This is a genomic window from Rhizobium sp. BK112 (assembly GCF_014193215.1).
Classification (GTDB): domain Bacteria; phylum Pseudomonadota; class Alphaproteobacteria; order Rhizobiales; family Rhizobiaceae; genus Rhizobium; species Rhizobium anhuiense.
The window spans coordinates 276395-302752 of record NZ_JACHYZ010000009.1; the positions used below are offsets into that span (position 1 = coordinate 276395).

Below are 26358 nucleotides of genomic sequence, written 5' to 3' on the forward strand. Positions count from 1 at the left end.
AATGAGGCCGGCCGTTCAGACGGCTGGGTTCTGCGATTGGAAGAGGCGGCCCTTCTCGGCGATCAGCACGAAGACCAGGCCGACGATCGACACGGCGAAATAACCGGCGACCATCGGCAGTGCCGTGCCGTCGAAGGCCTGGCCGATGCCGGCGCCGATGATGGCGCCGCCGACCGTGCTCATGAAGCCGAGGACGGAGGAGGCGGTGCCGGCGACGTGGCCGAGCGGTTCCATGGCGAGCGAATTGAAGTTCGAGCCGATCCAGCCAAACTGGAACATGGCAAGGCCGAAGAAGGAGATGAACAGGGCAAACGGCATCGGCTCGGTGCTGGCCATCTGGACGATCAGCCAGATGGTGTTGATGGCAATGAAGCCGAGCAGCGAGCCGTGCGACAGGCGGCGCATGCCGAGCTTGCCGACGAAGCGGGAATTGAAGAAGGACGACAAAGACATGAAGATCGCCACGCCGGCGAAGGCGAAGGGAAAATAGACGCCGAGATCGTAGATGCCGACATAGATCTGCTGGGCGGAATTGATGAAGCCGAACAGCGCGCCGAAGATGAAGGTGCTGGCGATGGTGTAGCAGAGCGCCACGCGATTGGTCAGCACCAGCTTGAAGGCTCCGAAGACCGAGCGGGCGGTAAAGGGGCGGACATTGCCGGGATGCAGGGTTTCCGGCAGACGGAGATAGGCCCAGACGGCGATAGCAATCGCCATCGCGGCGATGAACAGGAAGATCAGGTGCCAGTTACCGAAGAACATGACGATCTGACCGGTGCCGGGCGCAATCACTGGCACGATCATGAAAACCATCATGATCAGCGACATGACTTCGGCCATCTGCCGGCCGCCATAGATATCGCGAACGATGGAGACGGTGATGACGCGGGTTGCGGCGGAGCCGACGCCCTGGATGAAGCGCAGGGCGAGCAAGCCAGCAAAGGACGGAACGAAGACGATACTGATGGCGGACAGGATATAGATGACGAGGCCGATTAGAAGCGGCGTGCGGCGGCCGAAACGGTCGGAGAGCGGACCGTAAAACAACTGGGCGCAGCCGAAGCCGAGCAGGTAGGTGGAGACGACGAACTGACGATGATTTTCGCTCTCGACGCCGAGGCTCGCGCCGATCTGCTGCAAGGCCGGCAGCATGATATCGATCGCCAGCGAATTGACGGCCATCAGGAAGGCAGCAAGCGCGATGAATTCTCGCTTGCCCATGGGCAGGCGGCCCGCGGACACGGCTTGTGATGAATCTGTCACAATGAAATTCCCATAAACAGGTCAAGGCGCTGCTAGCCGCAGCGCCTCGAACTCAAGAAACAGATTTGGAAACCGGGCGGACGTCCGGTGACCGGTCAGGCGGCGCCGCGCACGGTGATGCCGTTTTCCTGGAGGTGCTGCTGCAGCTCACCAGCCTGGAACATTTCCCGGACGATGTCACAGCCGCCGACGAATTCGCCCTTTATGTAAAGCTGCGGGATTGTCGGCCAGTTGGAGTATTCCTTGATGCCCTGGCGGATTTCCGAATCGGCAAGCACGTTGACGCCCTTGTAGTCGACGCCGATGTAATCGAGAATCTGCACGACCTGCCCGGAGAAACCGCACTGCGGAAACTGCGGCGTGCCCTTCATGAAGAGGACGACGTCGTTGCTCTTGATTTCGTTGTCGATGAATTCGTGAATGCCGCTCATAGGACCTGATCCTTTCAACAGGCGGGTTAAAGGCCCGCCGTTTCAATCGTTGCCTTTAGATAGCATGCGACGGCAGGAATTCCAGCCGCCCGAACCAAAAAAAGACCAATTCGCGCAGGCCGTTGCCGGGTTGTTGCCGTCGCGTTACGGTCGATTGGCGAGATAGGTCTGAATCTGTTCGATTTCGACATCGGTGAAATGGCTGAAATCCCATTGGGAAACCTGTGTCATCACGCCGAGATCGCGGTTGCCGACACCCTTGCCGGTGCGCAGCAGCGTCCTGAAATCGGCAGCCGAATAGGATTGCGCCAGGGGCTTAAGCGCCGGCGCCAGGAAGGCTTCCGACTGCTTTGCCGTATCGAGATTATGACAGTGGCTGCAATCGGTCCTGAAGGCGTATTCGCCGATATCGGCCGGACGCGTCGCGGCAGGGGTGCCCACGGCAGGCACCAGATCGGCCTCGAAGGGGATCTTGTCGAGCGCCAGGCCGATTCGCCCGAGCGGTCCCCATTGAGTCGTTCCGGCCACCGCATCGGGAAGCTGCTTCAAACTGCGCATCCACGCAATGATCGCCGCCATATCGTCATCGGTGATATTGGCGAAGTTGCTTGCCGGCATGATGAAGGCGCCGGTACCGTCCTTCTTGACGCCATGGCGGATGAGGCGCACGAGTTCAGCATCGCTGTACATGGGCACGAAGCGGGTCAGGTTCGGCGCGACGATGCGGCCGACGCCCGGTTCGTCGATGAGCACGTTGCCGGCATCGTGATGACAGCCGCCACACATCAGCGTGCGCGCGCGGCGTTCGGCTTCCTCGGCAGGCAGCGTCGTCTTGACGGTGAAATCGGCAACCGCGACGTCGTAGGTCCTGGAAAGGCGCATCTCCGACAGGGCGTAGACGCCGGCAACGGCGATGAGACAGATCGCGACGACGGCCGCAAGAATGATTTTCAACATGCGCATCATCGGTTTATGCCCTCAAGAGCGCCGCTATTCGTCCGAAGCCGCTCACATTTGATCGTGCCTTAGCTGCGTCGCTGGCGGCTGCGGCCAGCGGCGGTGCGGCGCTTGCTGACCTGTTTGCGGGCGGGCTTAGCCTTGGCCGAGGTCGTCTTGCGCGCAACCTTCGTCGTCTCGGCGGGTCGTGTCTTACGCCTCCTGCGCTTCGTCGCGACGCGGCCGGTGGTCTTTTTCAGGATCTCCTTCAGCACGCTGTCGACGACGCCTGATATCAATTCTTTGACTAGGTCGGCCACAAAACCCCTCCGTTCGTGATGGAAACGACATGGACGCTATTGAATTCCGGAAGAGTTCGGTTAGCAAGACGGCTTCGAGACCATAGCTGCTTTTTTGTCCCTATCAGCGGCGCAGCAGCCGGATCGCAGCAACATGCCGGCCATTCGCCGGCCGGAAGAGTGGAATGAAACTGATCGAGAAGCGGGTCGTCCTGCATTTCACGGGCTTCGAGCCGCTCGACGGCGTTGCCCATAGGGCACGCTACGAGCGTTCGGCCAGGCAGAGTGCCGCCGTTTGGGGCTATTCGCTTGAAACGGGTGCGCCGGAGGCAAGAAGTGATCCCCTCAGTTTCGTGGTCACGACGGGCGGACGGGATGCCGACAAAGCGGCGGCCGGGGAAGGGACCGGTTTCCCCAGCTGGCAGACGAAGAGCCGGATCCACATGGTCGATCACGATACGCTGGTAACCAGGCTGCGCGGGGGCAACACGCTGAGCCAGATTATGGCAGGTTTCCGAAGCTGCGCCGAGATCATGCTCGAAGGCGGGATGCGGGGATATTTTCGCCACGCCTGGCGCTTCGGTCTGTTCTTCCTCTTCCCGTTCCTGCTGACCGCGCTGGCGATCGCGCTGACGGCACAGATCGCCATCATGCCCTATGGTCTCGGCTTTTCGCCGTGGCACATGCTCTGGAGCGGACCGCTGGCGCTTTGTTTCTTCATCTTCGCCTTCCTGCCGTTTTCCGAACGTTTCCATACGCTGCATCTCTTCGCCGATTGGGTAATGGCCGTGGCGCTCGGCCGCATGGACCGGACAGATTTCAACGACTGGCTGGAAGACCGGGCCGCTGCCGTGCGTAACGCGCTTGACGAAGAGGCGGACGAATATGTGATCTCCTCGCACAGCATGGGATCGAGTGTTGCCGCCCATGTCATCGGCATATTGCTGGAACGGGAGCCGGAGATATTCAGGGGCAAGCGGGTGGTGTTTGCCACGCTCGGCAGCGCCATCCTGCAATGCGCGCTGCTATCGTCGGCGACGCAGCTGCGCGCCCGCGTCGGGTTGATCGCGCGCTGTCCCGAGATTTCCTGGCTCGACGTGCAGTGCCTGACGGATTCGATCAATTTCTACAAGGTGCCGGTCGTCGCCATTTCCGGCCATGCGGATGCACCTCCGGCGAAGATGATCCTGATCCGCGTCAAGCAGATGCTGACGCCCGAGCACTATCGCAAAATCCGCAAGGACCAGCTGCGCGTCCACCGGCAATATGTGCTGGGGCCCGATCTGCAGGCATCCTTCGATTTCACGCTTTTGACATCGGGGCCAATGCCGGCCTCGGTCTTTGCCGATCCCGACGAAAAGAGAATGCCCGGCTGAGGGCCGGGCACCGTTTATCCGGATCGCGTCGGGCTCTATTCCGGTGCGGAGGTCTGCAGCGCCAACGCGTGCAGTATGCCGCCCATATTGCCCTTCAGCGCCTCGTAGACCATCTGGTGCTGCTGCACGCGGCTCTTGCCGCGAAAGGCTTCGGCGACGACTTCGGCGGCGTAATGATCGCCGTCGCCCGCCAGATCGCGGATCGTCACCTTGGCACCGGGAATCCCAGCCTTGATCATGTCTTCGATATCGCCGGGTTTCATGGCCATGATCGTTACTCCTTGCGCATCATTCCGCAGCCAGTTCGCCGCGGCCTTCCATGAAATCAGGGAACCACGATTCATGGGCATCGCGCAATTGCTGAATCGGCAGCGAGATGAGATCGCCGACGATGAGCGCCGTTCCTCCGACCGTGCCGAGACGGCGGAAGGGGACGCCGGCGCCTTCGGCATTGGCGCAAACGAAATTTGCGACGTCCGCAGGCACCGTCAGCACGTAGCGCGCCTGATCCTCGCCGAAGAGCAGCGCATGCGGCGCGCCCTTGGCTTCACCGAGATCGATGACGAGACCCTTGCCTGAGGCCATCGCCATTTCGGCGAGCGCCACGGCAAGACCGCCGGAAGAAATGTCGTGGCAGGCGGTCGCCTGGCCGTTGCGGATGACGGAGCGGACGAAATCGCCATTGCGGCGCTCGGCGAACAGATCCACCTCCGGCGCCGGACCTTCGCGGCTGGCAAGCACGTCTCTGACATAGACGGACTGGCCGAGATGGCTGCCGTCGACGCCGATCATGATCACCTTGTCGCCGTCGTTGGCGGTGCCGATGCGGGCCATCTGGCTCCAATCCGGCAACAGGCCGACGCCTGCGATCGTCGGGGTGGGCAGGATGGCGACGCCGTTGGTCTCGTTGTAGAGCGAGACGTTGCCGGAGACGATTGGGAAATCGAGTGCGCGGCAGGCTTCGCCGATGCCCTTCACTGCCTCGACGAACTGGCCCATGATTTCGGGCTTTTCGGGGTTGCCGAAATTGAGATTGTCGGTGGCGGCGAGCGGCTCGGCGCCTGTCGCGGTGATGTTGCGCCAGCATTCGGCGACCGCCTGCTTGCCGCCCTCGAAGGGATCGGCTTCGACATAACGCGGGGTGACGTCGGAGGAGAAGGCGAGCGCCTTGCTCGGATGGCCGTCGACGCGCACGACGCCGGCATCGCCGCCCGGAAGCTGCAGCGAATTGCCCTGGATGAGCGTGTCATATTGTTCATACACCCAGCGGCGGCTCGACTGGTTGGCGGAACCGACGAGCTGCAGCAGCGCCTGGCCGTAATCCTGAGGTGCCGCGACGAGATTGGCGGGCAGGGGAGCCTGCTTGCCGGATTCGCGCCAGGGGCGATCATATTCCGGCGCCTGGTCGCCGAGATCCTTGATCGGCAGGTTGGCGACTTCCTCACCCTGATGCATGACGCGGAAGCGCAGGTCGTCGGTTGTCTTGCCGACGATGGCGAAATCGAGGCCCCACTTGACGAAGATCGCCTTGGCTTCCTCTTCCTTCTCCGGCTGCAGCACCATGAGCATGCGCTCCTGGCTTTCTGACAGCATCATTTCGTAGGCCGTCATCCTTTCTTCGCGAACCGGCACCTTGTCGAGCTCGAGCAGGATGCCGAGATCGCCCTTGGCGCCCATTTCGACGGCCGAGCAGGTGAGGCCGGCCGCACCCATGTCCTGGATGGCGATGACGGCGCCGGTCTTCATCAATTCCAGGCAGGCTTCCAGCAGGCACTTTTCGGTGAAGGGGTCGCCGACCTGAACGGTCGGGCGCTTCTCCTCGATCGATTCGTCGAATTCGGCCGAGGCCATCGTCGCGCCGCCGACGCCGTCGCGGCCGGTCTTGGCGCCGAGATAGACGACAGGCAAGCCGACGCCCTTGGCTTCGGACAGGAAGATGGCGTTGGATTTCGCAATGCCGGCGGCAAAGGCGTTGACGAGGATGTTGCCGTTGTAGCGGGCGTCGAACTCAACTTCACCGCCAACCGTCGGCACGCCGAAAGAATTGCCGTAGCCGCCGACGCCGGAGACGACGCCGGAGACGAGATGACGGGTCTTGGGATGATCCGGCTCGCCGAAGCGCAGCGCGTTCATGGCGGCGATCGGGCGTGCCCCCATGGTGAAGACGTCGCGCAGGATGCCGCCGACGCCGGTCGCCGCACCTTGATAAGGCTCGATATAGGAGGGGTGGTTGTGGCTCTCCATCTTGAAGACGACGCAATCGCCGTCATCGATGTCGACGACGCCGGCGTTTTCGCCCGGACCCTGGATGACGCGCGGCCCCTTGGTCGGCAGCGTGCGCAGCCATTTCTTCGAGGATTTGTAGGAGCAGTGCTCGTTCCACATGGCCGAGAAGATGCCGAGCTCGGTGAAGGTCGGTTCGCGGCCGATCAGATCCAGAATACGCTGGTACTCGTCCGGCTTCAGGCCATGGCCTGCAATGAGTTCCGGCGTGATCGGGATGGTGTTTGGAATGGTCATGAGCGGAAAGTCCCTGGCGCGTTTTGCGCTGTCTTTAGCTTATGTAGCGGCGGCGCGCGACAGAAAAAAGCCCGCCGTCAACAGAGGGCGGGCAGGCTTTCTTCACAAAGGCGGCAACCACTCAGAACTTATAGCCGATCTGCAGGCCGGCGCGGGTCATGCCGTCGTTCGGGCCGTCGCAGAGATTGGCATGCGAGGAGTGGGCAATCTGGGCCATCACGTTCCAATTGCGGGTGAAACGGTAGCCGGCGCCCAGATATTCGTGGAAGAGGACGCGACAGCCGAGTTCCGGACCGTCACTGTCGCCCTCGAGATCGCCGGTATGGATGACGCCGCCGAATCCGGCTTCGGTAAAGAGCTTTTCGTTGAAATCGACCGTCCAGGTGAAGCCGGTGAAGAATTGGGTGGCCTCGCCTGACGTGCCGATCGACGTGCCGAGATGGATACGGGGATGCAGGAGCTGTTGCTGCCAGCCGACCGCCGCGTCGTAACCGAAGGGATCGAAGAGAGCGGTAATCTCCGGAAAGACGCCGTCTTCCCTGGAGTGGCCCGATTGTACCGAGGTCGAGACGCCGAAGCGCAATTCATCGAATATCTGCTCGCCGGCCGTTGCCGAGCCCGCGGCTGTCGCTGCCACGGATGCCATGCCCAAAAAACGCAACGCGATCCTTCCGTAATCGAGCCTCATTTGCTGTCCTTTGATTCGCGTCAGACGGGAACAACAAAGGCGTAGCATGGACGTCGAGTCGCTAAAGCACCTCGAAGAAGCTTCGGCGTTTTTTCCGATTTATGGCGTCGATTTGCAACACGTCATATTTCACCGTCATAGGCGGAGCCGCCATTTTCCAGCAGGCGGCGCAGGATCATCAGGCCCGAAATGAGTTCCTGCCCTGTCTTCGGCGAGGAAAAACCGATGCGGACGCGGTGATAGGTTTTCTCGCCGCGGGCTGCCTTGAACTCATCCTCGTCGTCGACGAGCACGCCGTCGCGATAGGCGGCGTTCTTGAAGGTGCCGGACATCCAGGGTTCGGGCAGTTTCAGCCAGAGGAACGGCGCATGCGGGTGCGATTCGAAATCGAAGCCCTGCAACTGCTCGCGGACGAGCCGGACACGCCGGGAGAGTTCCTCGACACTTGCCTTGCGGATTTCGTGCGCCGTGCCGCTTTCGACGAGACGTGCGCAGGTCTCCGCCAGGATGAAGGGCAGGCCGCCGGTGATCATCCTGTGCGTCACCTTGATGCGCTGGGCAAAATGCGGCGGGCAGGCGACCCAGCCGCCGCGCACACCGGCGGCGACCGATTTCGACAGGCCGTTGACAAGAAAGGTGCGATCGGGCGCAATCGAGGCGAGCAGTGGCGTGTCGTCATCGGCCATGCCGCCGTAGAGATCGTCCTCGATCAGCCAGACGCCGTGCTTCCGAGCGATCGCAGCGATTGCCACCCGCCGCTCATAGGGCATGATCGCCAGCGTCGGATTGTGGACGGTCGGCATCAGGAAGGCGATCTTCGGATGCTGCTGCTGACAGAGCCGCTCGAAATCCTCGGGAATCACGCCGAGTTCATCGGAATCGACCGTCAGCGTGCGGCGGCCGAGCAGGCGAGCACTTCGGCTGACCTGCGTGTAGGTGAGATCCTCGAAGACGATTTTGTCGCCCGGCGCCGAGACGGCCGAGATCACTGATATCGCCGCCGCATGGGCGCCGAGCGTCGGCACGATGTTTTCGACCTCCGGCGTCCAGCCGCTGCGGGCAAGCCAGAGGCGGCCGGCCTCGAACCAGTTGCGCGGGAAACTCCGGGAATAGGAGGAGATTTCGGCCAGATGCTGCTCGCCGATCTCGGCGAGGATGCCCGCTATGACCTTGCCCTGGCCGAGATCTGGCGCGGCTGTCGTGTCGAAGCGGATCTTGTTGGCAGGTGCATCCTGGACCCGGGTGCCGCCGAGCGAGACTGTCAGCGGATCGATCTGCTCGCCGGGCGGCGTTTCGGAGCGGTTCAGCACATAAGTGCCGCGCCCCACTTCGCCGGCGACCAGGCCGCGCTCATGCACCAGCGCATAGGCGCGGCCGATCGTGCCGATTGTCACGCCGATATCATAGGCGAGGTTGCGTTGCGGCGGCAGCTTGCTGCCGGCGGGCAGGGCGCCGCTTGATATTGCGGATTCAATGCTGTCGGCAAGCCGGAGATAGACCGGCCCGGAACCGCGGGAAATATCGGGTAGCCAATTTGTCATGGTGACAATTGTATATATTGGCACATTGTATCGGTCAAGCGTATGAGTCAATTCCAACGACAAGCCGTGAGGATTCCTGGAATGTCTGCTTTACCCGAGATCAAAATGCCGATTGTATCAATTGTCTCCTATGAAGACAGGAGGCAGATCATTCTCCCCGACGTGCCGGCTGACGCGACGACGCGCCTGGGCCGGATCTGGGCGGCCATTCTTCTCTGGCATCAGAAGCGGGAAGGCCGGCGTGCGCTGAGAAACCTGACGGCGAGCGAGCTCAAGGATATCGGCGTGTCGCATTCTGACGCGGCGCGCGAGGTCAGCAAGTCGGTCTTCTGGGACTGAAGACGCTTTCCGAACGGATCATAGTTTCGGAACTGATCGGGGCGATTAGAGCCTTTCCGGGTTAGATTGCAGCATTCTGCCGGAGCAGGTTTTCGTCAGGGCAAAGGCGATTGGCGACGGGCATACCTCTTGGTACGTCCGAGCCGATCGCCTCTGTCCTGGCGGAAAGATGCCCGGCCCACCGGCCGCACCGCTTCGCTATGCGAAGCGATAAGTGCGTCCGGCGATTCTAAAGTCTTGCAGATTTGCCTGGCAAATCTGCGGGAGGGTTGGCTGAAACGGGCCGGCTGATCGACCGGCCGGCTTGGCCGTAGAGCCCGGCTACGACGCGCGCCGGCCGGTCGACCATCCGACTCCGTTTGAGCCAACAGAATGCTGCAAGCTAACCCGGAAAGGCTCTAGCTACAGGCCTTGTTGCCTGCCGACCAGCGATTGACGTCGGCGGCGATGCGGCCGGCGACCGGCTCCTGCATCATCGGCCCGAAGGCCTGGAGACGCGAGGGGCTTCCCTCAGCCTGCACGACGAGCAGCGGCCGGCTTTCCGGGCTGCCCTTGTGGACGACCAGGATGCGCGGCCGGCCGGAAAAGGAATTGAGTTCCGGTGCGAGCTTATAGGCGGCAAAAGCCGGATCGCCCGACTTGAACCAGCAGGCATTGGCGCCGAGCGCCACGCGTTCCATCGTCGGCAGCGCGCCACGGTTCGGGCCTGTCGTCGGTGCCGGCGTCTGGCAGGCTGCGACAATGGCTGCGAGAGCGATCAACAGGGCGGCGTTTGCGAGGCGAGGGCGCATCAATCTTGCTCCAGATCCGGACGGAAGGATTTTCGGGTGCATGCAGTTGCCCAAAACCGCTACGCGCGGGGCAACGTGCAGGTCTCAGGCGGCGATGACGTCGAGCGCCGAAGCAAAGAGGCCGCGGCCGTCCGAACCGCCATGGGCGGCTTCGATCAGGTTCTCTGGATGCGGCATCATGCCGAGCACGTTGCCCTTTTCGTTCATCACTGCGGCGATATCGTTGATCGAGCCGTTCGGATTGGTGCCCTCGGCATAACGGAATACCACCTGGCCATTGCCTTCGATCGCAGCCAGCGTCGCTTCGTCGGCGAAATAATTGCCGTCATGATGGGCGACCGGGCAGCGGATGACTTGGCCCTGCGCATAAGCGCGGGTGAAATCCGTCTCGGCATTGACGACTTCGAGCTTGATTTCGCGGCAGACGAATTTCAGCGAGGAATTGCGCATCAGCGCGCCGGGCAGCAGGCCGGCCTCGACGAGGATCTGGAAGCCGTTGCAGACGCCGAGCACCTTCACGCCCTTCGCAGCCTTGTCGATGATTGCCTGCATGACCGGCATGCGGGCAGCGATCGCGCCGCAGCGCAGGTAATCGCCATAAGAAAAGCCGCCGGGGATGACGATCAGGTCGACATCGGGGATCTCGGTTTCCGTCTGCCAGATCGTCACCGGCTGCTGGCCGGAGATTTTGGCCAAGGCTGCGATCATGTCGCGGTCGCGGTTGAGGCCCGGAAGTTGAACGACAGCTGATTTCATGGGGTCCCTGCGTCTGGCGAAAGATATTGAACTGGAACGCTTTCGGCGAGCCATACTCCATTGTCGGAGACAAAGAAAGAATGCCCCTCTGAAAACATGCGGGCCGCGTCGACACGCAGGATGATGTATTCACCCTTGCGACGCCTTGCGACGATTTTAGCCGTGTCGACATCCGCTGAGAGATGAACGTGGTGTCGCTGCATCTTCTTCAAGCCTTCGCGCTCGATCGACTGCCAGTTCGTCAGAGACGTGCCGTGAAATAGAGCGGCAGGCGGTTCAACCGGGTTCAATGCGAGATCGACGTCGACGCTATGACCCTGGTTTGCGCGAATTCTATTATCGGCGAGGGCGAAGCGCTTCTTCGGATTGTTTTCGACAATCTCGATAATATCGGCGCGGGAAACGTCGAATTTCGACGCCAACGCTTTTTCGAGCGCATCGAACGACACCCAACCCTCGCCATCAAGCGTCAAACCCGCGGCATCAGGCGCATGACGCAAAACATAGCTCATATATTTCGAGACTTCCGTCTCCAGCTTTGCTTTCATCATGACGCCAAATCCTCAAGGTCCGCCGGAAGACGGGTCTGTGATCGTCAGTCGATCGCGATTGCGTAGTTCTCGATCACCGTATTGGCGAGCAGCTTTTCGCACATTGCCTTGAGGTCGGCCTCGGCCTTGCCCTTGTCGGCGCCTTCCAGTTCCAGGTCGAAGACCTTGCCCTGTCTTACATGGCCGACGCCCGAGAAGCCGAGGGCGCCAAGCGCACCCTCGATAGCCTTGCCCTGCGGATCGAGAACGCCGTTTTTCAGCGTGACGGTGACACGAGCCTTGATCACTTTGTCTTTCCTGCCTTACTTGACGAGAACCGGGCCGGTGCCGCGCACAGGCTCGTTTTCATTGATGATGCCGAGACGGCGCGCAACTTCGGAATAGGCTTCGAGCAATCCGCCGAGGTCGCGGCGGAAACGATCCTTGTCCATCTTCTCGTGGGTCTCGATATCCCAGAGCCGGCAGCTGTCCGGCGAGATCTCGTCGGCGAGAATGATGCGCATCAGATCGCCTTCGAAGAGGCGGCCGCATTCGATCTTGAAGTCGACGAGCTGGATGCCGACGCCGAGGAACAGGCCGGTCATGAAGTCGTTGACCCGGATGGCAAGCGCCATGATGTCGTCGAGCTCGGCAGGATTGGCCCAGCCGAAGGCAGTGATGTGCTCTTCGGAGACCATCGGATCGTCGAGCGCGTCGGACTTGTAATAGAATTCGATGATTGAGCGCGGCAGCACGACGCCTTCGTCGATGCCGAGGCGCTTGGCGAGAGAACCGGCGGCGACGTTGCGCACGACGATCTCCAGCGGGATCATCTCCACTTCCTTGATCAGCTGCTCGCGCATGTTGAGCCGGCGGATGAAATGGGTGGGGATGCCGATCTTGTTCAGATGGCTGAAGATATATTCGGAAATGCGGTTGTTGAGGACGCCTTTGCCATCGATGACTTCGTGTTTCTTCTTGTTGAAGGCAGTGGCATCGTCTTTGAAGAACTGGATCAAAGTGCCCGGTTCCGGGCCTTCATACAGAATCTTTGCCTTGCCCTCGTAGATACGGCGGCGACGGTTCATCGTGGTCATTCTCTGTTGTTGGCGCTCTTGGGATAGCGCGAGTGGATCGATCTCGTGGCGTCCCCTTAAAGGAAAAGAGAGGGTTTCACAATCCGCCTGTCGCTCCTTCCATGGTTTCCGAATTTCCTGGCCCCGGTTTCCGATTTTACGGAATACCGCCAAGAGAATCGAATGAATTCGCAAGACGAGTCTAGCGCCTTTTCCTCTACGGTGGAATGAAGGCGAAATGGCGGGCCGCTTATGCAGGTGTTTATTTGGCGGCTCTGCTGCGCAGCGCGCGGCGAAGCTCAGTCTGCAAGGCGCGAGCGGCGATTTGCCCGTGGCGCCAGCTTCCGGCGCGGATGAAGGAGGGGATCTGCATGGCCGGCATCGGCCGGGCGAGCGCGTAGCCCTGCAGCGTGTCGCAGTCGAGTTCCTCGAGGATGCGGATGTGATCCGCCGTCTCGACGCCCTCGGCGATGACCAGGATATCAAGCGAGCGGCCGATATCGATGATCGAGCCGACGAGTTTGCGCTGCTCGGCCGATTGCGGCAGCATGCGGATCAGTTCGCGGTCGATCTTCAGCGTCTTGGGGCTTAGGCGCAACAGGCTGACGATCGAGGCATGGCCGGTGCCGAAATCGTCGATCTGGATGTCGATGCCGAGCTTGCGCAGCTTTTTCAGGTTGGCGGCTACCCCCTCGTCGCAATCGTCGAGCGAGATCGATTCCAGCAGTTCGAAGGAGATGGTGCCGGGCTCGATCTTCAGAGCGCGGAGCTTTTTGCCGAGATCGGGATCGGCGAGCCGCCTTGCGGAGACGTTGACCGATATCTTCGGAATCGACAAGCCGTCCTTGATCCAGGCGCTGCGGTCGGCCAGCGCGCGTTCCAGGATCAGCGCGTCGATGGTCGAGACGACGTCGAGATCCTCGGCGATATCGAGGAAGCGGTCGGGCGTCAGCAGCCCGTGCACCGGGTGCTGCCAGCGCGCTAGTGTTTCGACGCCGGTGACATCGAGCGTGCGGGCATCGAACTGCAGCTGATAGAAGGGCACGAATTCATTGCGTTCGAGGCCGATCAGTATCTCGTCGGCGAGGTGCTTGGCGGAGATGGTGTCGCGGCGGTCAGACGCCGAGAAGAATTCGAAACGGTTGCGGCCCAGGCCCTTGGCCCGATAGAGCGCGATATCGGCGTCGAGCAGCATCTGCTTGGCGTCGAGCGTCGGCCCGCTGTCGACGGTGATGCCGATGCTGGCGCCGAAACGGCAGTCGTGCCCTTCATATCTGACGGGTTTGCGCAATTCGCGGATGACACGTTCGGCAAGGCCGGCGATCTTCTTCGATGCTGGATCGACGGCGCAGAGGATGACAAACTCGTCGCCGCCGATGCGGGCGACGAAATCGGCGGTTCGGACGGAATTCCTCAGCACGTTTGCGGCATGCTGCAGCATGGCGTCGCCGGCCCGGTGGCCGAGCGTGTCGTTGATCTGCTTGAAGCGGTCGAGATCGATATGCAGGATCGCCAGTGCAAGGTCCTTGGCCCGGCATTCGGCCGAGCGCTCGCCCAGCATCTTGTCGAGGTAGCGGCGGTTCGGCAGGCCTGTAAGGTAATCGTGCAGCGCCAGATGCTCGATGCTCTCCTTGGCGGCTTCGAGCTCGCGGTTGCGCGCTTCCGCCAGATCCTTGGCGCGCTGCAGCTCGTTGCGGAGCGCGGCCTCTTCGGTAACATCCCAGTTGGCGCCGATCAGTTTGCGGTTGCCATTGCCGTCGATGAAGAAGGCCGAGCGGGCGCGGATGACGCGTTCGGCGCCGTCGCCGCGGATGATGCGGTATTCCTGCTGGAAATCACTTCCGCTTTCGACGCTGCGGTCGGACAAGCCAAGCACGCGTTCCCGGTCGTCGGGATGCAGGCTTTTCGCCCAGGCGTCGCCGCCGATCTGACGCGGGGCGCCCTGCAGACCGTAAATGGCAATGAGGCGCTCGTCCCATTCGACGGTATCATGTTCGATATCGGCTTCGAAGACGCCGATGCGGGAAACCTCCAGCGCCAGATCGAGCCGGCGCGACAAACGCGCCAGCGTCTCCTCGGCCTGCTTGCGGGCGGTGATATCGGTATCCGTGCCGACGATGCGCGTCGGCACGCCGCTCTCGTCCCATTCCACGCAGGCACCGCGGCACTCGATCCAGATCCAGTGGCCGTCCCTGTGGCGCTCGCGATATTCGAAGATCTGGTAGTTGGGATCGCCGGCGTTCTGCCGGTCGATGGCATGGATGACGAAATCGCGATCGTCGGGATGAACGAGCTGCAGCCAGGCGTCGTAATCGCCGGCGGCTTCCTCGTCGGGCGCCATGCCGCGCATGGTTTTCCACGTCTGCGAGTAATATTTCCGATCGAGACGGTAGTTATGATCCCATACGCCAAGGCCCGAGCCGACGAGTGCGTGGTTCCAGCGGCTTTCCCGCTCCGCCAGGTCGGAATCGTCGGCCGCCCCATTGCCTATGCCTGCCTCAGCCGCTGCGGCTTCGCCATGCGGATCATCAGCCTCTGGAAGGGCTTTCTTCACGGGCATTCTCGCTTATTTCACCTCGGTGCAGTCTGCTGTCATTCCATTAAGAAAGACTTAGAAAGCACTTGCTCAACAAGCGAGAAGGCGGGTTTTCCTCACTCAGCGGAGAGCCGGCTGAGGAACTGGGCAAAGACCATGGTGCCTTCGGGCCAGGGACCGTGACCGGAATCGGCATTGATGTGACCGGACTCGCCGGCATCGACGAGGAAGGAGCCCCAGCTGCTGGCGATATCGTCGGCATGGTCGTAACTGCCGAACGGGTCGTTGCGGCTGGCGACCGTGATCGACGGGAAGGGCAGCGGATCGCGCGGATAGGGGCCGAAGGTCATCAGATGCTTCGGGCGGATGTCGGGATTGGCGACATCGGGCGGAGCAACGAGGAACGCGCCCGCCACCCGGTTGCGGAAATGCGGGATGGCGTGGATCACCGAGGGCACGCCCAGCGAATGGGCGACGAGAATGACCGGGCGGGTCGAGGCGTTCACCTCCTCGGCGATGCGGGCGATCCAGTCCTCGCGGACCGGCTTCGTCCATTCGACCTGTTCGACACGGCGCGCCGTGCTGAGCTTTGCCTCCCAGCGGCTCTGCCAGTGGCTCGGGCCCGAGTTGGTGTAGCCGGGGATGATGAGGATATCTGCGTCTGAGGCTTTCATAGTGCCGCCGATGTGAGAAAGCTTGGCCGAGATGTCAAGAGGGGATGCCAAGGGAGAGAGCGACAGGGCGGCTGAAACTTGTTATATTGCTCGAGTGCCGGTTGCGGATTTCGTGTCGGCTTGCCCGCCGATGCTGTCCGCCGCCGATCAGGTCTCGGCTGAGGAGGAGAAAGCCATGGCGGCATTTCATGTCATGACGGGTTCAAGTGAAAACTTTGTGCGCCCCGTCGTCAATCGCATCAGTATCGCCGACGTCTTCGACGCGCTGAAGCGCGGGTACGATGATTTCATGGAGAAACCGTCCCACTATGTGTTCCTATGCCTGATGTACCCGATCGCCGGCGTCTTCCTGACGCTGTGGACCTCGGGCGCCAACCTTTTGCCGATGGTCTTCCCTCTGATGGCGGGTTTCGCGCTGATCGGCCCGATCGCGGCGATCGGCCTCTACGAAATCAGCCGCCGGCGCGAGGCCGGCCTTGACACGTCCTGGACGCACGCGCTCGAAGTGCGCCATTCGCCGGCTCTGCCATCGATCGTGGCGGTCGGACTGATGCTCTGCGCTTTCTTTGTCGTCTGGCTGGTGACGGCGCAGACGCTCTACAGCAATCTGCTCGGCGAAGTGTTCCCGCGCAGCATGGCGGATTTCTTCAGCCAGGTCTTCGGCACGCCCCAGGGCATGCAGCTGATCATCTGGGGCAATCTCATCGGCTTCGTCTTCGCGCTCGTCGTGCTGGCGATGACCGTCATCACTTTTCCGTTGCTGCTCGACCGCGATGTCGGGGCGGTGGCCGCCGTCACGGCGTCGATCCGCGCGATGGTTCTCAATCCGGTGCCGGTGCTGCTCTGGGGCCTGATCGTCGCCGCACTGCTCGTGATCGGCACGATCCCGGTCTTTGCCGGGCTTGCGCTGGTTATCCCGATCCTCGGCCATGCGACCTGGCATCTCTATCGCAAGCTGATTGCGCGGGAAGCCGCCGCGTAACCAAGCCTCGCCCCCAGGGAATTCTCGAATCCCTGGGGAACCTCAAACCTGCCACGGAGTTTTTTGCCAGAGCATGATGTCGTCGAGACCATGCTCTGGAGACGTCGAGGGAGGATTTCAGAGGTGGCGATAAAGCATCTGTTTGCCCGCTTCGCAACCAAGACATCAGAATGGGCGGGCAAGCCCGTTATCTTCATCCTGGCGCTCATCGCCGTTATCATCTGGGCCTGCCTAGGCCCGTTCTTCGATTATTCGGAAACCTGGCAGCTGGTGATCAATACCGGCACGACAATCATCACCTTCCTGATGGTCTTCGTATTGCAGAACGCCCAGACGCGCGACACGCGGGCGATCCAGGCCAAACTCAACGAAATCATCCTGACGAGCCACGCCGAGAACCGTTTCATCGGTATCGAGAACCTCGACGAGGAGGAGCTGAAGCGCCTCGACGAGTTGGTCGCCAAGGCCGCCAAGGGCAGGGGTGAGACGGAGGCTTGCAGGACAGAGGAGGCGGCGAAAGCGGCGCCTTTGAAAAAGGCCGCGGCACGCAAGCGCCCTGTTGCCGCCAAAGGAAACAAGCAGAAACAACGGCCGCTTGAGAAAAGCTAAACCATCATCCGATCTGCCATCGCAGAAAGACAAAGGCAGAAATAAAGCGGCGCCTGCAAGGGCGCCGCCATATCGTTGATTGCAGATCGCTCAGGCGTTGCCGAAGACGCGACGGAAGATCGTGTCGACATGCTTGGTATGATAGCCAAGGTCGAACTTCTCCCGAATATCCTCTTCGGAAAGGGCGGCACGGACCTCGGCATCAGCAAGCAGTTCTTCCAGAAAATCCTTACCCTGTTCCCAGACCTTCATGGCGTTGCGCTGTACCAGGCGGTAGGCGTCCTCGCGGGAGGTGCCGGCCTGGGTCAGCGCCAGCAGGACACGCTGGGAGTGGACGAGGCCCCGGAACTTGTTGAGGTTCTTTTCCATATTTTCCGGATAGACCAGCAGCTTTTCGATGACGCCGGCGAGACGCGACAGGGCGAAATCGAGGGTGACGGTCGCATCGGGGCCAATCATGCGCTCGACCGAGGAGTGGGAGATATCGCGCTCGTGCCAGAGGGCGACGTTTTCCATCGCCGGCATGGCATAGGAGCGGACCATGCGGGCAAGGCCGGTCAGGTTTTCGGTCAGCACCGGGTTGCGCTTGTGCGGCATCGCCGAAGAGCCCTTCTGGCCGGGCGAGAAATATTCCTCGGCTTCCAGCACTTCGGTGCGCTGCAGGTGGCGGATCTCGGTCGCCAGCCGCTCGATCGACGAGGCGACGACGCCGAGGGTGGCGAAATACATGGCGTGGCGGTCACGCGGGATGACCTGCGTCGAGACCGGCTCGGCCTTCAGGCCAAGGGCTTCGGCGACATGTTCCTCGACGCGCGGATCGATATTGGCGAAGGTGCCGACGGCGCCCGAGATGGCGCAGGTCGCGACTTCCTCGCGGGCGGCGACGAGGCGCTGGCGGCAGCGCTCGAATTCGGCATAGGCGAGCGCCAGCTTGACGCCGAAGGTGGTGGGCTCGGCATGAATGCCGTGCGAACGGCCGATGGTGACGGTGTCCTTGTGTTCGAAGGCGCGGGTTTTTAGCGCTTCGAGCAGGCGATCGAGATCGGCGATGAGGATGTCGGTGGCGCGGACCAGCTGGACGTTGAAGCAGGTATCGAGCACGTCGGACGAGGTCATACCCTGGTGGACGAAACGCGCATCCGGGCCGACGATTTCGGCAAGATGGGTGAGGAAGGCGATGACGTCATGCTTGGTGACGGCCTCGATCTCGTCGATGCGGGCAACGTCGAAGGTGGCGGCGCCACCTTTTTCCCAGATTGTCTTAGCCGCGGATTTCGGGATGACGCCCAGTTCGGCCAGCGCGTCGCAAGCATGCGCCTCGATCTCGAACCAGATGCGGAACTTGGTTTCGGGAGACCAGATGGCGACCATTTCGGGCCGGGAATAACGCGGGATCATGGGCTGCTGCCTTCACTTCAAGAGATTTGTTCAAAGTTGGAGCCCCTGTAGCAAAGACGGGCGGCAATCTCAACGCATGCGTTTGGCAAGATGATAGCTGCTTACGACAAGGCAGACGAGACCAAGCGGCAGGAAAAGACGCAGGCCGATCACCAGGAACTGGTAGACAGCGCTGATACTGGTGAAGACGAACTGGAAAGCCCAGATGATGCTGCCGAAGGGGGCGTGCCAGCGCGAATAGAAGATCCGGTATTCCATGGCGAAGAGGAAGGCGGTCATCGCAATCGTCGCTGCTGTCAGCGTCACGAAAAAAGCGGCAAAACGTGCTTCCGGCGGCCTGTCATAGGCAAGGAAGCGGGCAACCGGCAGGGCGAAGGGCCAGGCGAGCAGGCCGCCGAGGAAATAGAGTGTGGCGACCTCGGCTAGACGGCTCGTCTCCAGGCCGTTGCGCAGGTAAAGGCCGAGCATGGCTGCGGCGAGCATCTGCATGCCCCAAAGCAGCGCGCCGGCAATCAGATCAGGGTAGGGCGGCCGCGCAGCTCTTAGACGATCCATCCTCGGGCGATCCGTCCTGGGGCGATCCATGCTCAGGGATGAACCGGAACGGCGATCCAGCGTCCGTTCCTCTCGGCATCGAAGGCGAGGATGAGGGCGATGTGAACCTGATTTTCGGTTTCCGGCTGATAGACCATCGCGCCGCCGATCCGGTATTCGACCGAACATACCCGTTCGGCCGGAACGGCGGTGGCCTGGCGTGCCGCCTGGCGGTTCGGAGCGCCCTCCTTCTCGATCATCTGCAGGCTGAAGCCAAGCACCCGCTTGTCGATCGAAGCGCATTCCTTCGGCGTCGGCACCGGCATCTCGCCGAGCGAGAGCGTATAGGGTGATTTTGGCGGACCGTCGGTCGCAAGCGTCGTGTAACGGATCGTCTTCGAAGGAGAACCGAGTTCGGTCGGCGGATTGAAGGCGGCGATCAGGCCGGGATTGGTCAGGAGATCGTATTTGTCCATCTCGCCGCGTGCCGCCGTCAGGTTCTGCCGCCGCGCCTTGGAAAGATTGGCGTCCTTATCGGTCAGTTCGGTGCGAAACGGCGTGCCCTCGAGATACTGGCCGCTGCCGGTATTGACGAAATAGGTGTTGGAGTAGGGGATGCGGCCCTCCTCCTTGATGCCGAATTCCTGAAATCCGAAGACCTTGCCGTCGGCGGAAAAGCCGATCGGCTGGATATTGGCAATGTCTCCGGCAAGTGACATGCCGGGCAGGCCGGCAAGTGCGGCGGCAAGCACGCCGCCAATGATGAGACGCTTCTTCATGTTCGTGCCCCTTCGGCTGCCTGACGCAGATCGGCGATGGTCCGACGGTAAGCCTCGACCGTATCGCCCTTGAAAATTGCCGAGCCGGCGACGAGGACGTTGCCGCCCGCCCGGGCAATTGCCGGCGCCGTTTCCACAGTCACGCCGCCGTCGACCTCGAGTTCGATCGGCCGATCACCGATCAGTGACTTCGCCGCCGCGATCTTGGCCGCCATCGCCGGAATGAACTTCTGTCCGCCGAAGCCGGGATTGACCGACATGATCAGGATGAGGTCGACATCGTCGAGCACGTTCTCGATGGCGCTGAGCGGTGTCGCCGGATTGATCGTCACGCCGACCTTCTTGCCGAGATTGCGGATGGTCTGCAGCGAGCGGTGCAGATGCGGTCCGGCTTCGGCATGGACAGTGATCCGATCGCAGCCGGCCTTGGCGAAGGCTTCGAGATAATCGTCGACCGGCGAGATCATCAGGTGGCAGTCGAAGGTGGCTGATGTGTAGGAGCGCAGCGACTTGATGACATCAGGGCCGAAGGAGATGTTCGGCACGAAATGCCCGTCCATCACGTCGAGATGGATCCAGTCGGCGCCGGCGGCCGTTACGTCGCGCACCTCCTCGCCGAGCCTGGCGAAATCCGCCGCGAGGATCGAGGGGGCGATGCGAATGGGCAGCGTCATCAAATCTTACTCCATATGGGTCGCCATTTGACTGCGGCGCCCTGATTCAAGGCTGGCGCGCGCCGCTCATTGCGTTGGCGCGGCGGGTGGAAAAAAGCCGTTGCCCCGCCATTCGAGCAGGCGGTAGGGGTTTTGCGAAAGCTCATGCGCGCCGGTGAAGGCCATAGTGCCGATCGGCGTCTGGAATGTCGTGCCGAGAAGCATCTCCTGGAGGGGTTTGCTCGCTGCAGCGGCGGCTTCCGCAGCCTGGCCGGCAATGAGTGCCGCGGCCAGCGACGGCAGGACATAACCTTCCGGCTCGATGCCTTTGGCGCGCAAAGCGTCGGCTGCAGCTGCGCTTTCCGGCCGAACGGTATATTCGGGCAGGGCAACGGCGCGCACGCCTGTAATCAGCGGCAGCGGCTGGTCGGCGGCGCGCATGGCATCGCCGCCGAGGATGGACAGCGGGATGTTCTCCGCCTTGGCGTCGCGGGCGATGACGGCAACGTCGTTGCGGTCGCCGCCGATGAAGACCCTGGTGGCGCCGGCCCGTTTCAGGCGGCGCACGAGGGCAATCTGCTGTTCCTGTCCCGGCCGATAGGTGTCGGTAAAGACCGGCTTCAGGCCGTTCTGCTCCAGCGCGTTGCGCACTGCTTCCGTCAGTTCTCGGCCATGGATGGTGCCGTCTTCGATCAGGGCGATCGGATCGGCGGCCCAGTCCTTCAGGATGATTTCGATGATCTTTGCCGCCTCGGCGCCGTCGGCGGGCGCTGCCCGGAAGAGCGGCCAGCCGTTCTTCAGCGCATCCTCCATCAGGATGCGGGAGCGCACGGAGACGGTGATCGCGGGAATGTTGGCGTCCTTCAGCTTCGGCAGTGCGCCTTCCAGCGTCTCGCTGCAGAGAAAGCCGATCGCGACCTGCACCTTGGCATTGATCAGCGCGTCGGCAATTGCTGCGCCGCTATTCTCTTCGCAGGTCTCGTTGATGGCGACCAGAGTATTGCCTGATTGTTGAATCTCGAAACCGGCGCCGGCGGCAATCTGGGCGCCGAGGAGGGCGAGCGTGCCGTTCTGAGGGGCGACGACGCCGATCGTCACGCCTGCCGCATGGCTCGGCACGGCCGCTCCCAGCAGCGTCAGAAAGGCTGCTATGCCACGCAGGTTGATCATGAAAGGCGAAGATCCCTAGCCGTCGTCCATGCCCTTTTATCCGCAAGGCCGCGATCGTCAAAGAAAAACAAGCGCAACGCAGCGCTTTTCACCGGTCCTATTGTAGAAAAGGTAACCGATGCTCGCCATATTGGCGCGATAACAAGTCGATCAATGCAAAAGCGCGCACGGGAGAAGCAGGTGTTGAACAGGCAGCATATCGACCCTGGCCTTTATCGCGATGCCATGAGCCGTTATGCCGGCCATGTGCAGCTCGTGACGACGGCGATGGGCGAGTTGCGCCGCGGCGTCACCATCACCGCCGCCTGCTCGGTCTCGGATAATCCGGCCTCGGTGCTGATCTGCCTCAACAACACCAACCCGAAGAACGACATCTTTTTCAGGAGCGGCATCTTCGCCCTGAATACGCTCGGCGCCCATCATCAGGGCGTCGCCGATGCCTTTTCCGGACGCACGGCGCTTGCCGATGACGACCGTTTCGCCAGCGCCCGTTTTGAGATGCTCGTCACCGGCGCGCCCGTCCTGGCCGACGCGCTTGCCGCCTTCGATTGCCGGGTGACCGACATCAAGGAAATGCCGACGCACAATGTCATCTTCGGCGAAGTTGCGGCCGTCCGCTTCAGCGAAAAACACCCAGCGCTCATCTATATGGACCGGGATTATCACGCGCTGTGATGAGAGCGCCGTGGCCGAGATTTCGAGGGAATAGAGAATGGACAATGCCGGGATCGAGGAAATGTTTCAGGGGCTCGGCCCGGTCACGGTCAAGCGCATGTTCGGCGGCAAGGGCATCTATCATCTTGGGCGCATCATCGCGCTCGAAGTGCGGGACGAGATGCTGCTGAAGGCCGATGAGAAGAGTGCCCCGGAATTTGCGGCTGCCGGCGCCACGCAGTGGAGCTATGAAGGCAAGAAGGGCAAGCCGGTGAAGATGCCCTACTGGTCGATCCCCGACGAGGCCTATGACGATCCCGATCTGATGGCGAAATGGGTGCGGCTAGCCTATGAGGCGTCGCTTCGCGCCGAATGACTAGCTGCGTTCGGCAGTCGGCAAAGCCGCTATCGCCGCCTTGGTGAAGGCCGACAGCGGCTCGGGCAAGTCCGTCAGCGGAAACCAGCCGAAATCCGAAAGCTTGTCCGGTTCGGTCAATTGTGGTTCGCCTTCGATGTCACGGGCGAGATAGAGAACTGAAATCCAGTGCTGGCGATCGGCATCGATGATCTGCTCGGTCATGCCGATTCGTTCGATGCGCCCGATCGTCAGGCCGGTTTCTTCTTCGGCCTCGCGGCGCGCGGCTTCCTCGGCCGGCTCCATGTGATCGACCTTGCCGCCGACAATGTTCCAATAGCCGGCTTCAGGTGGGCGCATACGTTTGTAGAGAAGGATCCTGGCGTCGCGCAGAATCACCAGCCCGACGCCGAGACCCGGAAAATCGATACCGGGTCTGGCCATGGCAATGCTCAGACCTTGGCGCTGCCGGCGATCAGCATGAAAGCGGGGATATCGTCGCCGAAACCGATCGGGGTCGGGCCGTCGTCGTGGTCGCGATGGCGGCGGCGGTCGCGGCTGTCATCATTTGCCGGATAAGGCCGATTGTTGCGCGCGTTGTTCTGCGGCTTCTGCTCTGCTTTGCGCTCGTTCTTCACGATGTCGGCCTTTACTGGTGCTGCCTGGATCACTTGGACGTCATTATCCTGTATGTCGTTGTCAGATTTATGACTCGCGGCGCCACGACTGCCGCGGCCGCGGCCGCGATCCTTCTCGCCTCGATCGTCCCGACCGCCACGCTCGCGGCTGTTGCGGCGCGGGCGTTCGCTGTCCTTGCCTTCTTCTGCCGGCGGTAGGGAATTCAGGTCACCGTTCTGCCATTCGACCTTTTCGCCGATCAGCTTCTCGATGGCGTCGACGAATTTGGTGTCGCGCTTGGTGACCAGGGTGAAGGCGGCACCCGAGCGGCCGGCACGGCCGGTGCGGCCGATGCGGTGGACGTAATCCTCGGAGTGAATCGGGACATCGAAATTGAAGACGTGGCTGACATCGGGAATGTCGAGGCCGCGGGCTGCAACGTCGGAGGCGACCAGCAGCTGGAGATTGCCGTCACGGAAGCTCTGCAGCATCATCGTGCGGGAGCGCTGGTCCATATCGCCATGCAGGGCGCCGACGGAGAAACCGTGGCGCTCGAGCGACCGGAAGAGATCGGCGACATCCTTCTTGCGGTTGCAGAAGATGATGGCGTTCTTCAGCTCGGTCTGGGCACGGACGAGTTCGCGCAGAACCGCACGCTTTTCGTAGTCCTTGCTGTGCGAGGCGACGAAGCGCTGCGTCACGGTCTTTGCGGCGGAAGCCGGCTTTGCGACCTCGATGCGCTCGGGATTCTGCAGGAACCGGTCGGCGAGCTTCTGGATTTCCGGCGGCATGGTCGCCGAGAAGAACAGCGTCTGACGGGTGAACGGGATCATCTTGGCGATGCGCTCGATATCCGGGATGAAACCCATGTCGAGCATGCGGTCGGCCTCGTCGATGACGAGGATCTCGACGCCGCTCATCAGGAGCTTGCCGCGCTCGAAATGGTCGAGCAGGCGGCCGGGCGTGCAGATCAGCACGTCGGCGCCGCGCTCGAGCTTGCGGTCCTGGTCCTCGAAAGAAACGCCGCCGATCAGCAGGGCGACGTTGAGGCGGTGGTTTTTGCCGTATTTCTCGAAATTCTCGGCGACCTGGGCGGCGAGTTCGCGCGTCGGCTCGAGGATCAGCGTGCGGGGCATGCGGGCGCGGGCGCGGCCCTTCTCCAGAAGCGACAGCATCGGCAGAACGAAGGACGCCGTCTTGCCGGTGCCTGTCTGCGCGATGCCGCAAATATCGCGGCGCTCGAGCGCAAAGGGAATAGCTCCCGCCTGAATGGGCGTGGGGATCGTGTAGCCCGCGTCGGCAACAGCGGATAGCACTTTTTGGCTCAAGCCAAGGTCAGCAAATGTCGTCAAAGGGAAAACTGTTTCCGTTCCGGTTCGGCCGAGCTCTGAACGAGTCGGCGGGATTGCATGCCGCAATGCAGCGCGACATAGCCCCGAATGGCCGGCAAGTCAAGAATTAGAGAGGCCGCACCCCGTGCAGAGTGAAGCGATGGTTACCGGCCGGGTATTACTTGATATAGGTGGCGAGTTTAAGGCCGGCATTCATGAAATATACTGGATCGACCGCGTGACCGTCCTGGCGCACTTCATAATGCAGGTGCGTGCCTGTCGAGCGGCCGGTGCTGCCGGCAAGGCCGATGACGTCGTTGCGGTCGACCGTGTCGCCGACCTTGACCAGCACCTCCGACATATGCCCGTAGCGCGTCGAAATGCCGTTGCCGTGATCGACCTCGACCATGTTGCCGTAGCCGCCGGTCCAGCCGGCCGAAATCACCCTGCCAGGCGCCGTCGGGCGGATCCTTTCGCCCGGCGAAAAGCGAAAGTCGATGCCGGAATGAAGCGCGAGGCGGCCAAGGAAGGGGTCGCGGCGATTGCCGAAGGGGCTGGTCACTTCCTTGCCGACGGCGGGATTGCGGAAGGGCAGGGATTCGGCGGTGCTGCGCACGGCCTCGAGCCGGGTCAGCGCGCCGTCGAGGGCGACCAGCGAAGTGTTGAAGTCGTCGTTGCTTTCAGGCTCGACATAGGGGCCGCCGACGGCATCGTCATCGTCTTTCCTGGCCGCGGTCTCGGGCATCGGGATCTTGAAGCGGGTCAGCACGGTCTCGATAGCGTTGGCGGCACTGCCGGCATCGCTCGTCAGCTGTTCGACCCGGCTGCGCTGGTCCTGTTCGACATCCTTCAGCGACAGCGTCACCTTGGAGAAGATCCGGTCGGCGCGGTCGCCGACGGTCTCCGCGGTCGGCACATAGGCAAGCGTCGAATTGTCGGGCGTCGCATCGGCGGGGGCGCCGCTTGCCAGCTGTTTCTCGATCGCCTGGATACCGCCGCCGTCAAGCGAAGCGCGCTTGTCTTTGATCTCGGGGGCATAAGACTGAACGGGGGAAGACGGCGCGGGCGGGGCGCCATCCTTCTCTGTCAGGCCGGAACTTTCGGCCCGATCGAGCAGATTGTCGAGCTTGCCATGGCGCGAGGTCAGCGCCATCTGCTGCTCCATCAGCTTGTCGACCTTGTCCTCGACCACCTGCTGGTCGAGAAGCTGGCGAGAGGTGATGCGGTCGACCTGAGCGCGAAGGGCGGCGATGCGGTCTTCATAATCGTGCTGCATGCGGGCCTGGCGCGCCATGGTAGCGCCGATGAGGTCGTCGCGCAGCACGAGATAGGACGTGGCCAGGAGATAGCCGATCGAGAACACGCCGATGAAGCAGAAGGCAAGGGCTGCCATCCACGGCCGGACCGTCATGTGGCGGACCTTGTCGCCGCTTGCCAGGATGAGGATATGTTCCTGCGCCCGCCTGCCGAATACCCGGTGCTGATGTCCGCTGTTCACGCAGGCTCTCCCGATTGATGC

Annotated in this window: 29 protein-coding genes; 6 read left to right on the top strand and 23 right to left on the bottom strand. The window is 62.0% G+C overall.

What is annotated here, in order from left to right:
• Positions 1-15: 15 nt before the first annotated feature.
• The 4 genes from FHT75_RS24215 to FHT75_RS24230 all read right to left on the bottom strand — a co-directional run bounded on the left by FHT75_RS24215 (position 16) and on the right by FHT75_RS24230 (position 2950).
• On the bottom strand, positions 16-1221 hold the full coding sequence (locus FHT75_RS24215) for a multidrug effflux MFS transporter (protein ID WP_183845016.1): 1206 nt from the start codon (positions 1219-1221) through the stop codon (positions 16-18).
• Positions 1222-1358: 137 nt separating this feature from the next.
• Positions 1359-1694: a Grx4 family monothiol glutaredoxin gene (grxD, locus tag FHT75_RS24220; protein WP_003586231.1), complete on the bottom strand. Its 336-nt coding sequence runs from the start codon at positions 1692-1694 to the stop codon at positions 1359-1361.
• Between the two features lie 144 nt (positions 1695-1838).
• A complete protein-coding gene (locus FHT75_RS24225) occupies positions 1839-2660 on the bottom strand; it encodes a c-type cytochrome (protein WP_063475225.1) in 822 nt (273 codons plus the stop codon).
• 59 nt (positions 2661-2719) lie between these two features.
• Positions 2720-2950 carry a hypothetical protein gene (locus FHT75_RS24230; protein ID WP_063475226.1) on the bottom strand — a complete coding sequence of 77 codons (231 nt, stop codon included), beginning with the start codon at positions 2948-2950 and terminating at the stop codon, positions 2720-2722.
• Between the two features lie 164 nt (positions 2951-3114).
• Between FHT75_RS24230 and FHT75_RS24235 the strand changes: the two genes are divergently transcribed.
• Complete coding sequence (locus FHT75_RS24235; protein ID WP_063475227.1) at positions 3115-4305, top strand: hypothetical protein; 1191 nt, start codon at positions 3115-3117, stop codon at positions 4303-4305.
• Between the two features lie 35 nt (positions 4306-4340).
• Here the strand turns inward: FHT75_RS24235 and FHT75_RS24240 are convergent, their stop codons facing one another.
• From FHT75_RS24240 to FHT75_RS24255, 4 genes are all read right to left on the bottom strand, one after another.
• Positions 4341-4574, bottom strand: a complete 234-nt coding sequence (locus tag FHT75_RS24240; RefSeq protein ID WP_003579540.1) for a BolA/IbaG family iron-sulfur metabolism protein — start codon at positions 4572-4574, stop codon at positions 4341-4343.
• 19 nt (positions 4575-4593) lie between these two features.
• Positions 4594-6825, bottom strand: coding sequence for a phosphoribosylformylglycinamidine synthase subunit PurL (purL, locus tag FHT75_RS24245; RefSeq protein ID WP_028758061.1), 2232 nt, complete (start codon positions 6823-6825; stop codon positions 4594-4596).
• 121 nt (positions 6826-6946) lie between these two features.
• Complete coding sequence (locus FHT75_RS24250; RefSeq protein WP_063475228.1) at positions 6947-7513, bottom strand: acyloxyacyl hydrolase; 567 nt, start codon at positions 7511-7513, stop codon at positions 6947-6949.
• A gap of 122 nt (positions 7514-7635) precedes the next feature.
• Entirely contained in the window at positions 7636-9054 is a 1419-nt protein-coding gene (locus FHT75_RS24255; RefSeq protein ID WP_063475229.1) for a PLP-dependent aminotransferase family protein, read from the bottom strand.
• A gap of 81 nt (positions 9055-9135) precedes the next feature.
• On the opposite strand from FHT75_RS24255, the gene FHT75_RS24260 reads away from it, so the two are divergent.
• Entirely contained in the window at positions 9136-9393 is a 258-nt protein-coding gene (locus FHT75_RS24260) for a DUF1127 domain-containing protein (RefSeq protein ID WP_063475230.1), read from the top strand.
• A gap of 398 nt (positions 9394-9791) precedes the next feature.
• Here the strand turns inward: FHT75_RS24260 and FHT75_RS24265 are convergent, their stop codons facing one another.
• The 7 genes from FHT75_RS24265 to FHT75_RS24295 form a co-directional block, all read right to left on the bottom strand.
• Positions 9792-10184, bottom strand: a complete 393-nt coding sequence (locus tag FHT75_RS24265; protein WP_183845009.1) for a hypothetical protein — start codon at positions 10182-10184, stop codon at positions 9792-9794.
• Positions 10185-10268: 84 nt separating this feature from the next.
• A complete protein-coding gene (gene purQ / locus FHT75_RS24270; RefSeq protein ID WP_028758346.1) occupies positions 10269-10940 on the bottom strand; it encodes a phosphoribosylformylglycinamidine synthase subunit PurQ in 672 nt (223 codons plus the stop codon).
• A complete protein-coding gene (locus FHT75_RS24275) occupies positions 10937-11491 on the bottom strand; it encodes an RNA 2'-phosphotransferase (protein ID WP_028758347.1) in 555 nt (184 codons plus the stop codon). The genes purQ and FHT75_RS24275 overlap by 4 nt, the downstream gene beginning before the upstream one ends.
• 44 nt (positions 11492-11535) lie before the next feature.
• Positions 11536-11778, bottom strand: a complete 243-nt coding sequence (gene purS, locus FHT75_RS24280; protein ID WP_012757626.1) for a phosphoribosylformylglycinamidine synthase subunit PurS — start codon at positions 11776-11778, stop codon at positions 11536-11538.
• Positions 11779-11793: 15 nt separating this feature from the next.
• Positions 11794-12558, bottom strand: coding sequence for a phosphoribosylaminoimidazolesuccinocarboxamide synthase (purC, locus tag FHT75_RS24285; RefSeq protein ID WP_003568927.1), 765 nt, complete (start codon positions 12556-12558; stop codon positions 11794-11796).
• A 250-nt stretch (positions 12559-12808) separates the two neighbouring features.
• Entirely contained in the window at positions 12809-15106 is a 2298-nt protein-coding gene (locus tag FHT75_RS24290; RefSeq protein ID WP_063475232.1) for a putative bifunctional diguanylate cyclase/phosphodiesterase, read from the bottom strand.
• Positions 15107-15198: 92 nt separating this feature from the next.
• Complete coding sequence (locus tag FHT75_RS24295; protein WP_028758349.1) at positions 15199-15756, bottom strand: RBBP9/YdeN family alpha/beta hydrolase; 558 nt, start codon at positions 15754-15756, stop codon at positions 15199-15201.
• Positions 15757-15931: 175 nt separating this feature from the next.
• On the opposite strand from FHT75_RS24295, the gene FHT75_RS24300 reads away from it, so the two are divergent.
• The gene (locus tag FHT75_RS24300) at positions 15932-16738 is read left to right on the top strand and encodes a DUF2189 domain-containing protein (RefSeq protein ID WP_047611582.1); all 807 of its coding nucleotides are present in this window, start codon (positions 15932-15934) and stop codon (positions 16736-16738) included.
• 129 nt (positions 16739-16867) lie between these two features.
• On the top strand, positions 16868-17347 hold the full coding sequence (locus FHT75_RS24305; RefSeq protein WP_063475255.1) for a low affinity iron permease family protein: 480 nt from the start codon (positions 16868-16870) through the stop codon (positions 17345-17347).
• A gap of 90 nt (positions 17348-17437) precedes the next feature.
• On the opposite strand, the gene purB is transcribed toward FHT75_RS24305, so the two are convergent.
• The 5 genes from purB to FHT75_RS24330 form a co-directional block, all read right to left on the bottom strand.
• The gene (gene purB, locus FHT75_RS24310) at positions 17438-18745 is read right to left on the bottom strand and encodes an adenylosuccinate lyase (protein WP_028758352.1); all 1308 of its coding nucleotides are present in this window, start codon (positions 18743-18745) and stop codon (positions 17438-17440) included.
• 69 nt (positions 18746-18814) lie between these two features.
• Positions 18815-19300: a hypothetical protein gene (locus FHT75_RS24315; RefSeq protein WP_088930350.1), complete on the bottom strand. Its 486-nt coding sequence runs from the start codon at positions 19298-19300 to the stop codon at positions 18815-18817.
• Positions 19301-19332: 32 nt separating this feature from the next.
• The gene (locus tag FHT75_RS24320) at positions 19333-20058 is read right to left on the bottom strand and encodes a DUF2259 domain-containing protein (RefSeq protein WP_063475233.1); all 726 of its coding nucleotides are present in this window, start codon (positions 20056-20058) and stop codon (positions 19333-19335) included.
• A complete protein-coding gene (gene rpe, locus FHT75_RS24325) occupies positions 20055-20732 on the bottom strand; it encodes a ribulose-phosphate 3-epimerase (protein ID WP_047609989.1) in 678 nt (225 codons plus the stop codon). Before rpe ends, FHT75_RS24320 begins: the two co-directional genes overlap by 4 nt.
• Positions 20733-20798: 66 nt before the next feature.
• Positions 20799-21881, bottom strand: coding sequence for an ABC transporter substrate-binding protein (locus tag FHT75_RS24330; protein ID WP_047609987.1), 1083 nt, complete (start codon positions 21879-21881; stop codon positions 20799-20801).
• Between the two features lie 180 nt (positions 21882-22061).
• Between FHT75_RS24330 and FHT75_RS24335 the strand changes: the two genes are divergently transcribed.
• Positions 22062-22556, top strand: coding sequence for a flavin reductase (locus FHT75_RS24335; protein WP_028758357.1), 495 nt, complete (start codon positions 22062-22064; stop codon positions 22554-22556).
• Positions 22557-22593: 37 nt separating this feature from the next.
• Complete coding sequence (locus FHT75_RS24340) at positions 22594-22911, top strand: TfoX/Sxy family protein (RefSeq protein ID WP_047609986.1); 318 nt, start codon at positions 22594-22596, stop codon at positions 22909-22911.
• Here the strand turns inward: FHT75_RS24340 and FHT75_RS24345 are convergent, their stop codons facing one another.
• The 3 genes from FHT75_RS24345 to FHT75_RS24355 all read right to left on the bottom strand — a co-directional run bounded on the left by FHT75_RS24345 (position 22912) and on the right by FHT75_RS24355 (position 26337).
• Positions 22912-23334 (bottom strand): NUDIX domain-containing protein, encoded by a 423-nt coding sequence (locus tag FHT75_RS24345; protein WP_047609985.1) that lies wholly within the window; start codon positions 23332-23334, stop codon positions 22912-22914. It lies immediately after the preceding gene.
• 8 nt (positions 23335-23342) lie between these two features.
• Positions 23343-24860, bottom strand: a complete 1518-nt coding sequence (locus tag FHT75_RS24350; protein WP_047609983.1) for a DEAD/DEAH box helicase — start codon at positions 24858-24860, stop codon at positions 23343-23345.
• Positions 24861-25017: 157 nt separating this feature from the next.
• Positions 25018-26337, bottom strand: a complete 1320-nt coding sequence (locus FHT75_RS24355) for a peptidoglycan DD-metalloendopeptidase family protein (protein WP_063475234.1) — start codon at positions 26335-26337, stop codon at positions 25018-25020.
• Positions 26338-26358: the final 21 nt, after the last annotated feature.

Excerpts from the sequence above, each read along its gene's own strand:
- FHT75_RS24215 (WP_183845016.1), bottom strand. The coding sequence starts at position 1,221 with ATGGGCAAGCGAGAATTCATCGCGCTTGCTGCCTTCCTGATGGCCGTC.
- grxD (WP_003586231.1), bottom strand. The coding sequence starts at position 1,694 with ATGAGCGGCATTCACGAATTCATCGACAACGAAATCAAGAGCAACGAC.
- FHT75_RS24225 (WP_063475225.1), bottom strand. The coding sequence starts at position 2,660 with ATGATGCGCATGTTGAAAATCATTCTTGCGGCCGTCGTCGCGATCTGT.
- FHT75_RS24235 (WP_063475227.1), top strand. The coding sequence starts at position 3,115 with ATGAAACTGATCGAGAAGCGGGTCGTCCTGCATTTCACGGGCTTCGAG.
- FHT75_RS24240 (WP_003579540.1), bottom strand. The coding sequence starts at position 4,574 with ATGGCCATGAAACCCGGCGATATCGAAGACATGATCAAGGCTGGGATT.
- purL (WP_028758061.1), bottom strand. The coding sequence starts at position 6,825 with ATGACCATTCCAAACACCATCCCGATCACGCCGGAACTCATTGCAGGC.
- FHT75_RS24250 (WP_063475228.1), bottom strand. The coding sequence starts at position 7,513 with ATGAGGCTCGATTACGGAAGGATCGCGTTGCGTTTTTTGGGCATGGCA.
- FHT75_RS24255 (WP_063475229.1), bottom strand. The coding sequence starts at position 9,054 with ATGACAAATTGGCTACCCGATATTTCCCGCGGTTCCGGGCCGGTCTAT.
- FHT75_RS24260 (WP_063475230.1), top strand. The coding sequence starts at position 9,136 with ATGTCTGCTTTACCCGAGATCAAAATGCCGATTGTATCAATTGTCTCC.
- FHT75_RS24265 (WP_183845009.1), bottom strand. The coding sequence starts at position 10,184 with ATGCGCCCTCGCCTCGCAAACGCCGCCCTGTTGATCGCTCTCGCAGCC.
- purQ (WP_028758346.1), bottom strand. The coding sequence starts at position 10,940 with ATGAAATCAGCTGTCGTTCAACTTCCGGGCCTCAACCGCGACCGCGAC.
- FHT75_RS24275 (WP_028758347.1), bottom strand. The coding sequence starts at position 11,491 with ATGATGAAAGCAAAGCTGGAGACGGAAGTCTCGAAATATATGAGCTAT.
- purC (WP_003568927.1), bottom strand. The coding sequence starts at position 12,558 with ATGAACCGTCGCCGCCGTATCTACGAGGGCAAGGCAAAGATTCTGTAT.
- FHT75_RS24290 (WP_063475232.1), bottom strand. The coding sequence starts at position 15,106 with ATGCCCGTGAAGAAAGCCCTTCCAGAGGCTGATGATCCGCATGGCGAA.
- FHT75_RS24295 (WP_028758349.1), bottom strand. The coding sequence starts at position 15,756 with ATGAAAGCCTCAGACGCAGATATCCTCATCATCCCCGGCTACACCAAC.
- FHT75_RS24300 (WP_047611582.1), top strand. The coding sequence starts at position 15,932 with ATGGCGGCATTTCATGTCATGACGGGTTCAAGTGAAAACTTTGTGCGC.
- purB (WP_028758352.1), bottom strand. The coding sequence starts at position 18,745 with ATGATCCCGCGTTATTCCCGGCCCGAAATGGTCGCCATCTGGTCTCCC.
- FHT75_RS24315 (WP_088930350.1), bottom strand. The coding sequence starts at position 19,300 with ATGGATCGTCTAAGAGCTGCGCGGCCGCCCTACCCTGATCTGATTGCC.
- FHT75_RS24320 (WP_063475233.1), bottom strand. The coding sequence starts at position 20,058 with ATGAAGAAGCGTCTCATCATTGGCGGCGTGCTTGCCGCCGCACTTGCC.
- rpe (WP_047609989.1), bottom strand. The coding sequence starts at position 20,732 with ATGACGCTGCCCATTCGCATCGCCCCCTCGATCCTCGCGGCGGATTTC.
- FHT75_RS24330 (WP_047609987.1), bottom strand. The coding sequence starts at position 21,881 with ATGATCAACCTGCGTGGCATAGCAGCCTTTCTGACGCTGCTGGGAGCG.
- FHT75_RS24340 (WP_047609986.1), top strand. The coding sequence starts at position 22,594 with ATGGACAATGCCGGGATCGAGGAAATGTTTCAGGGGCTCGGCCCGGTC.
- FHT75_RS24345 (WP_047609985.1), bottom strand. The coding sequence starts at position 23,334 with ATGGCCAGACCCGGTATCGATTTTCCGGGTCTCGGCGTCGGGCTGGTG.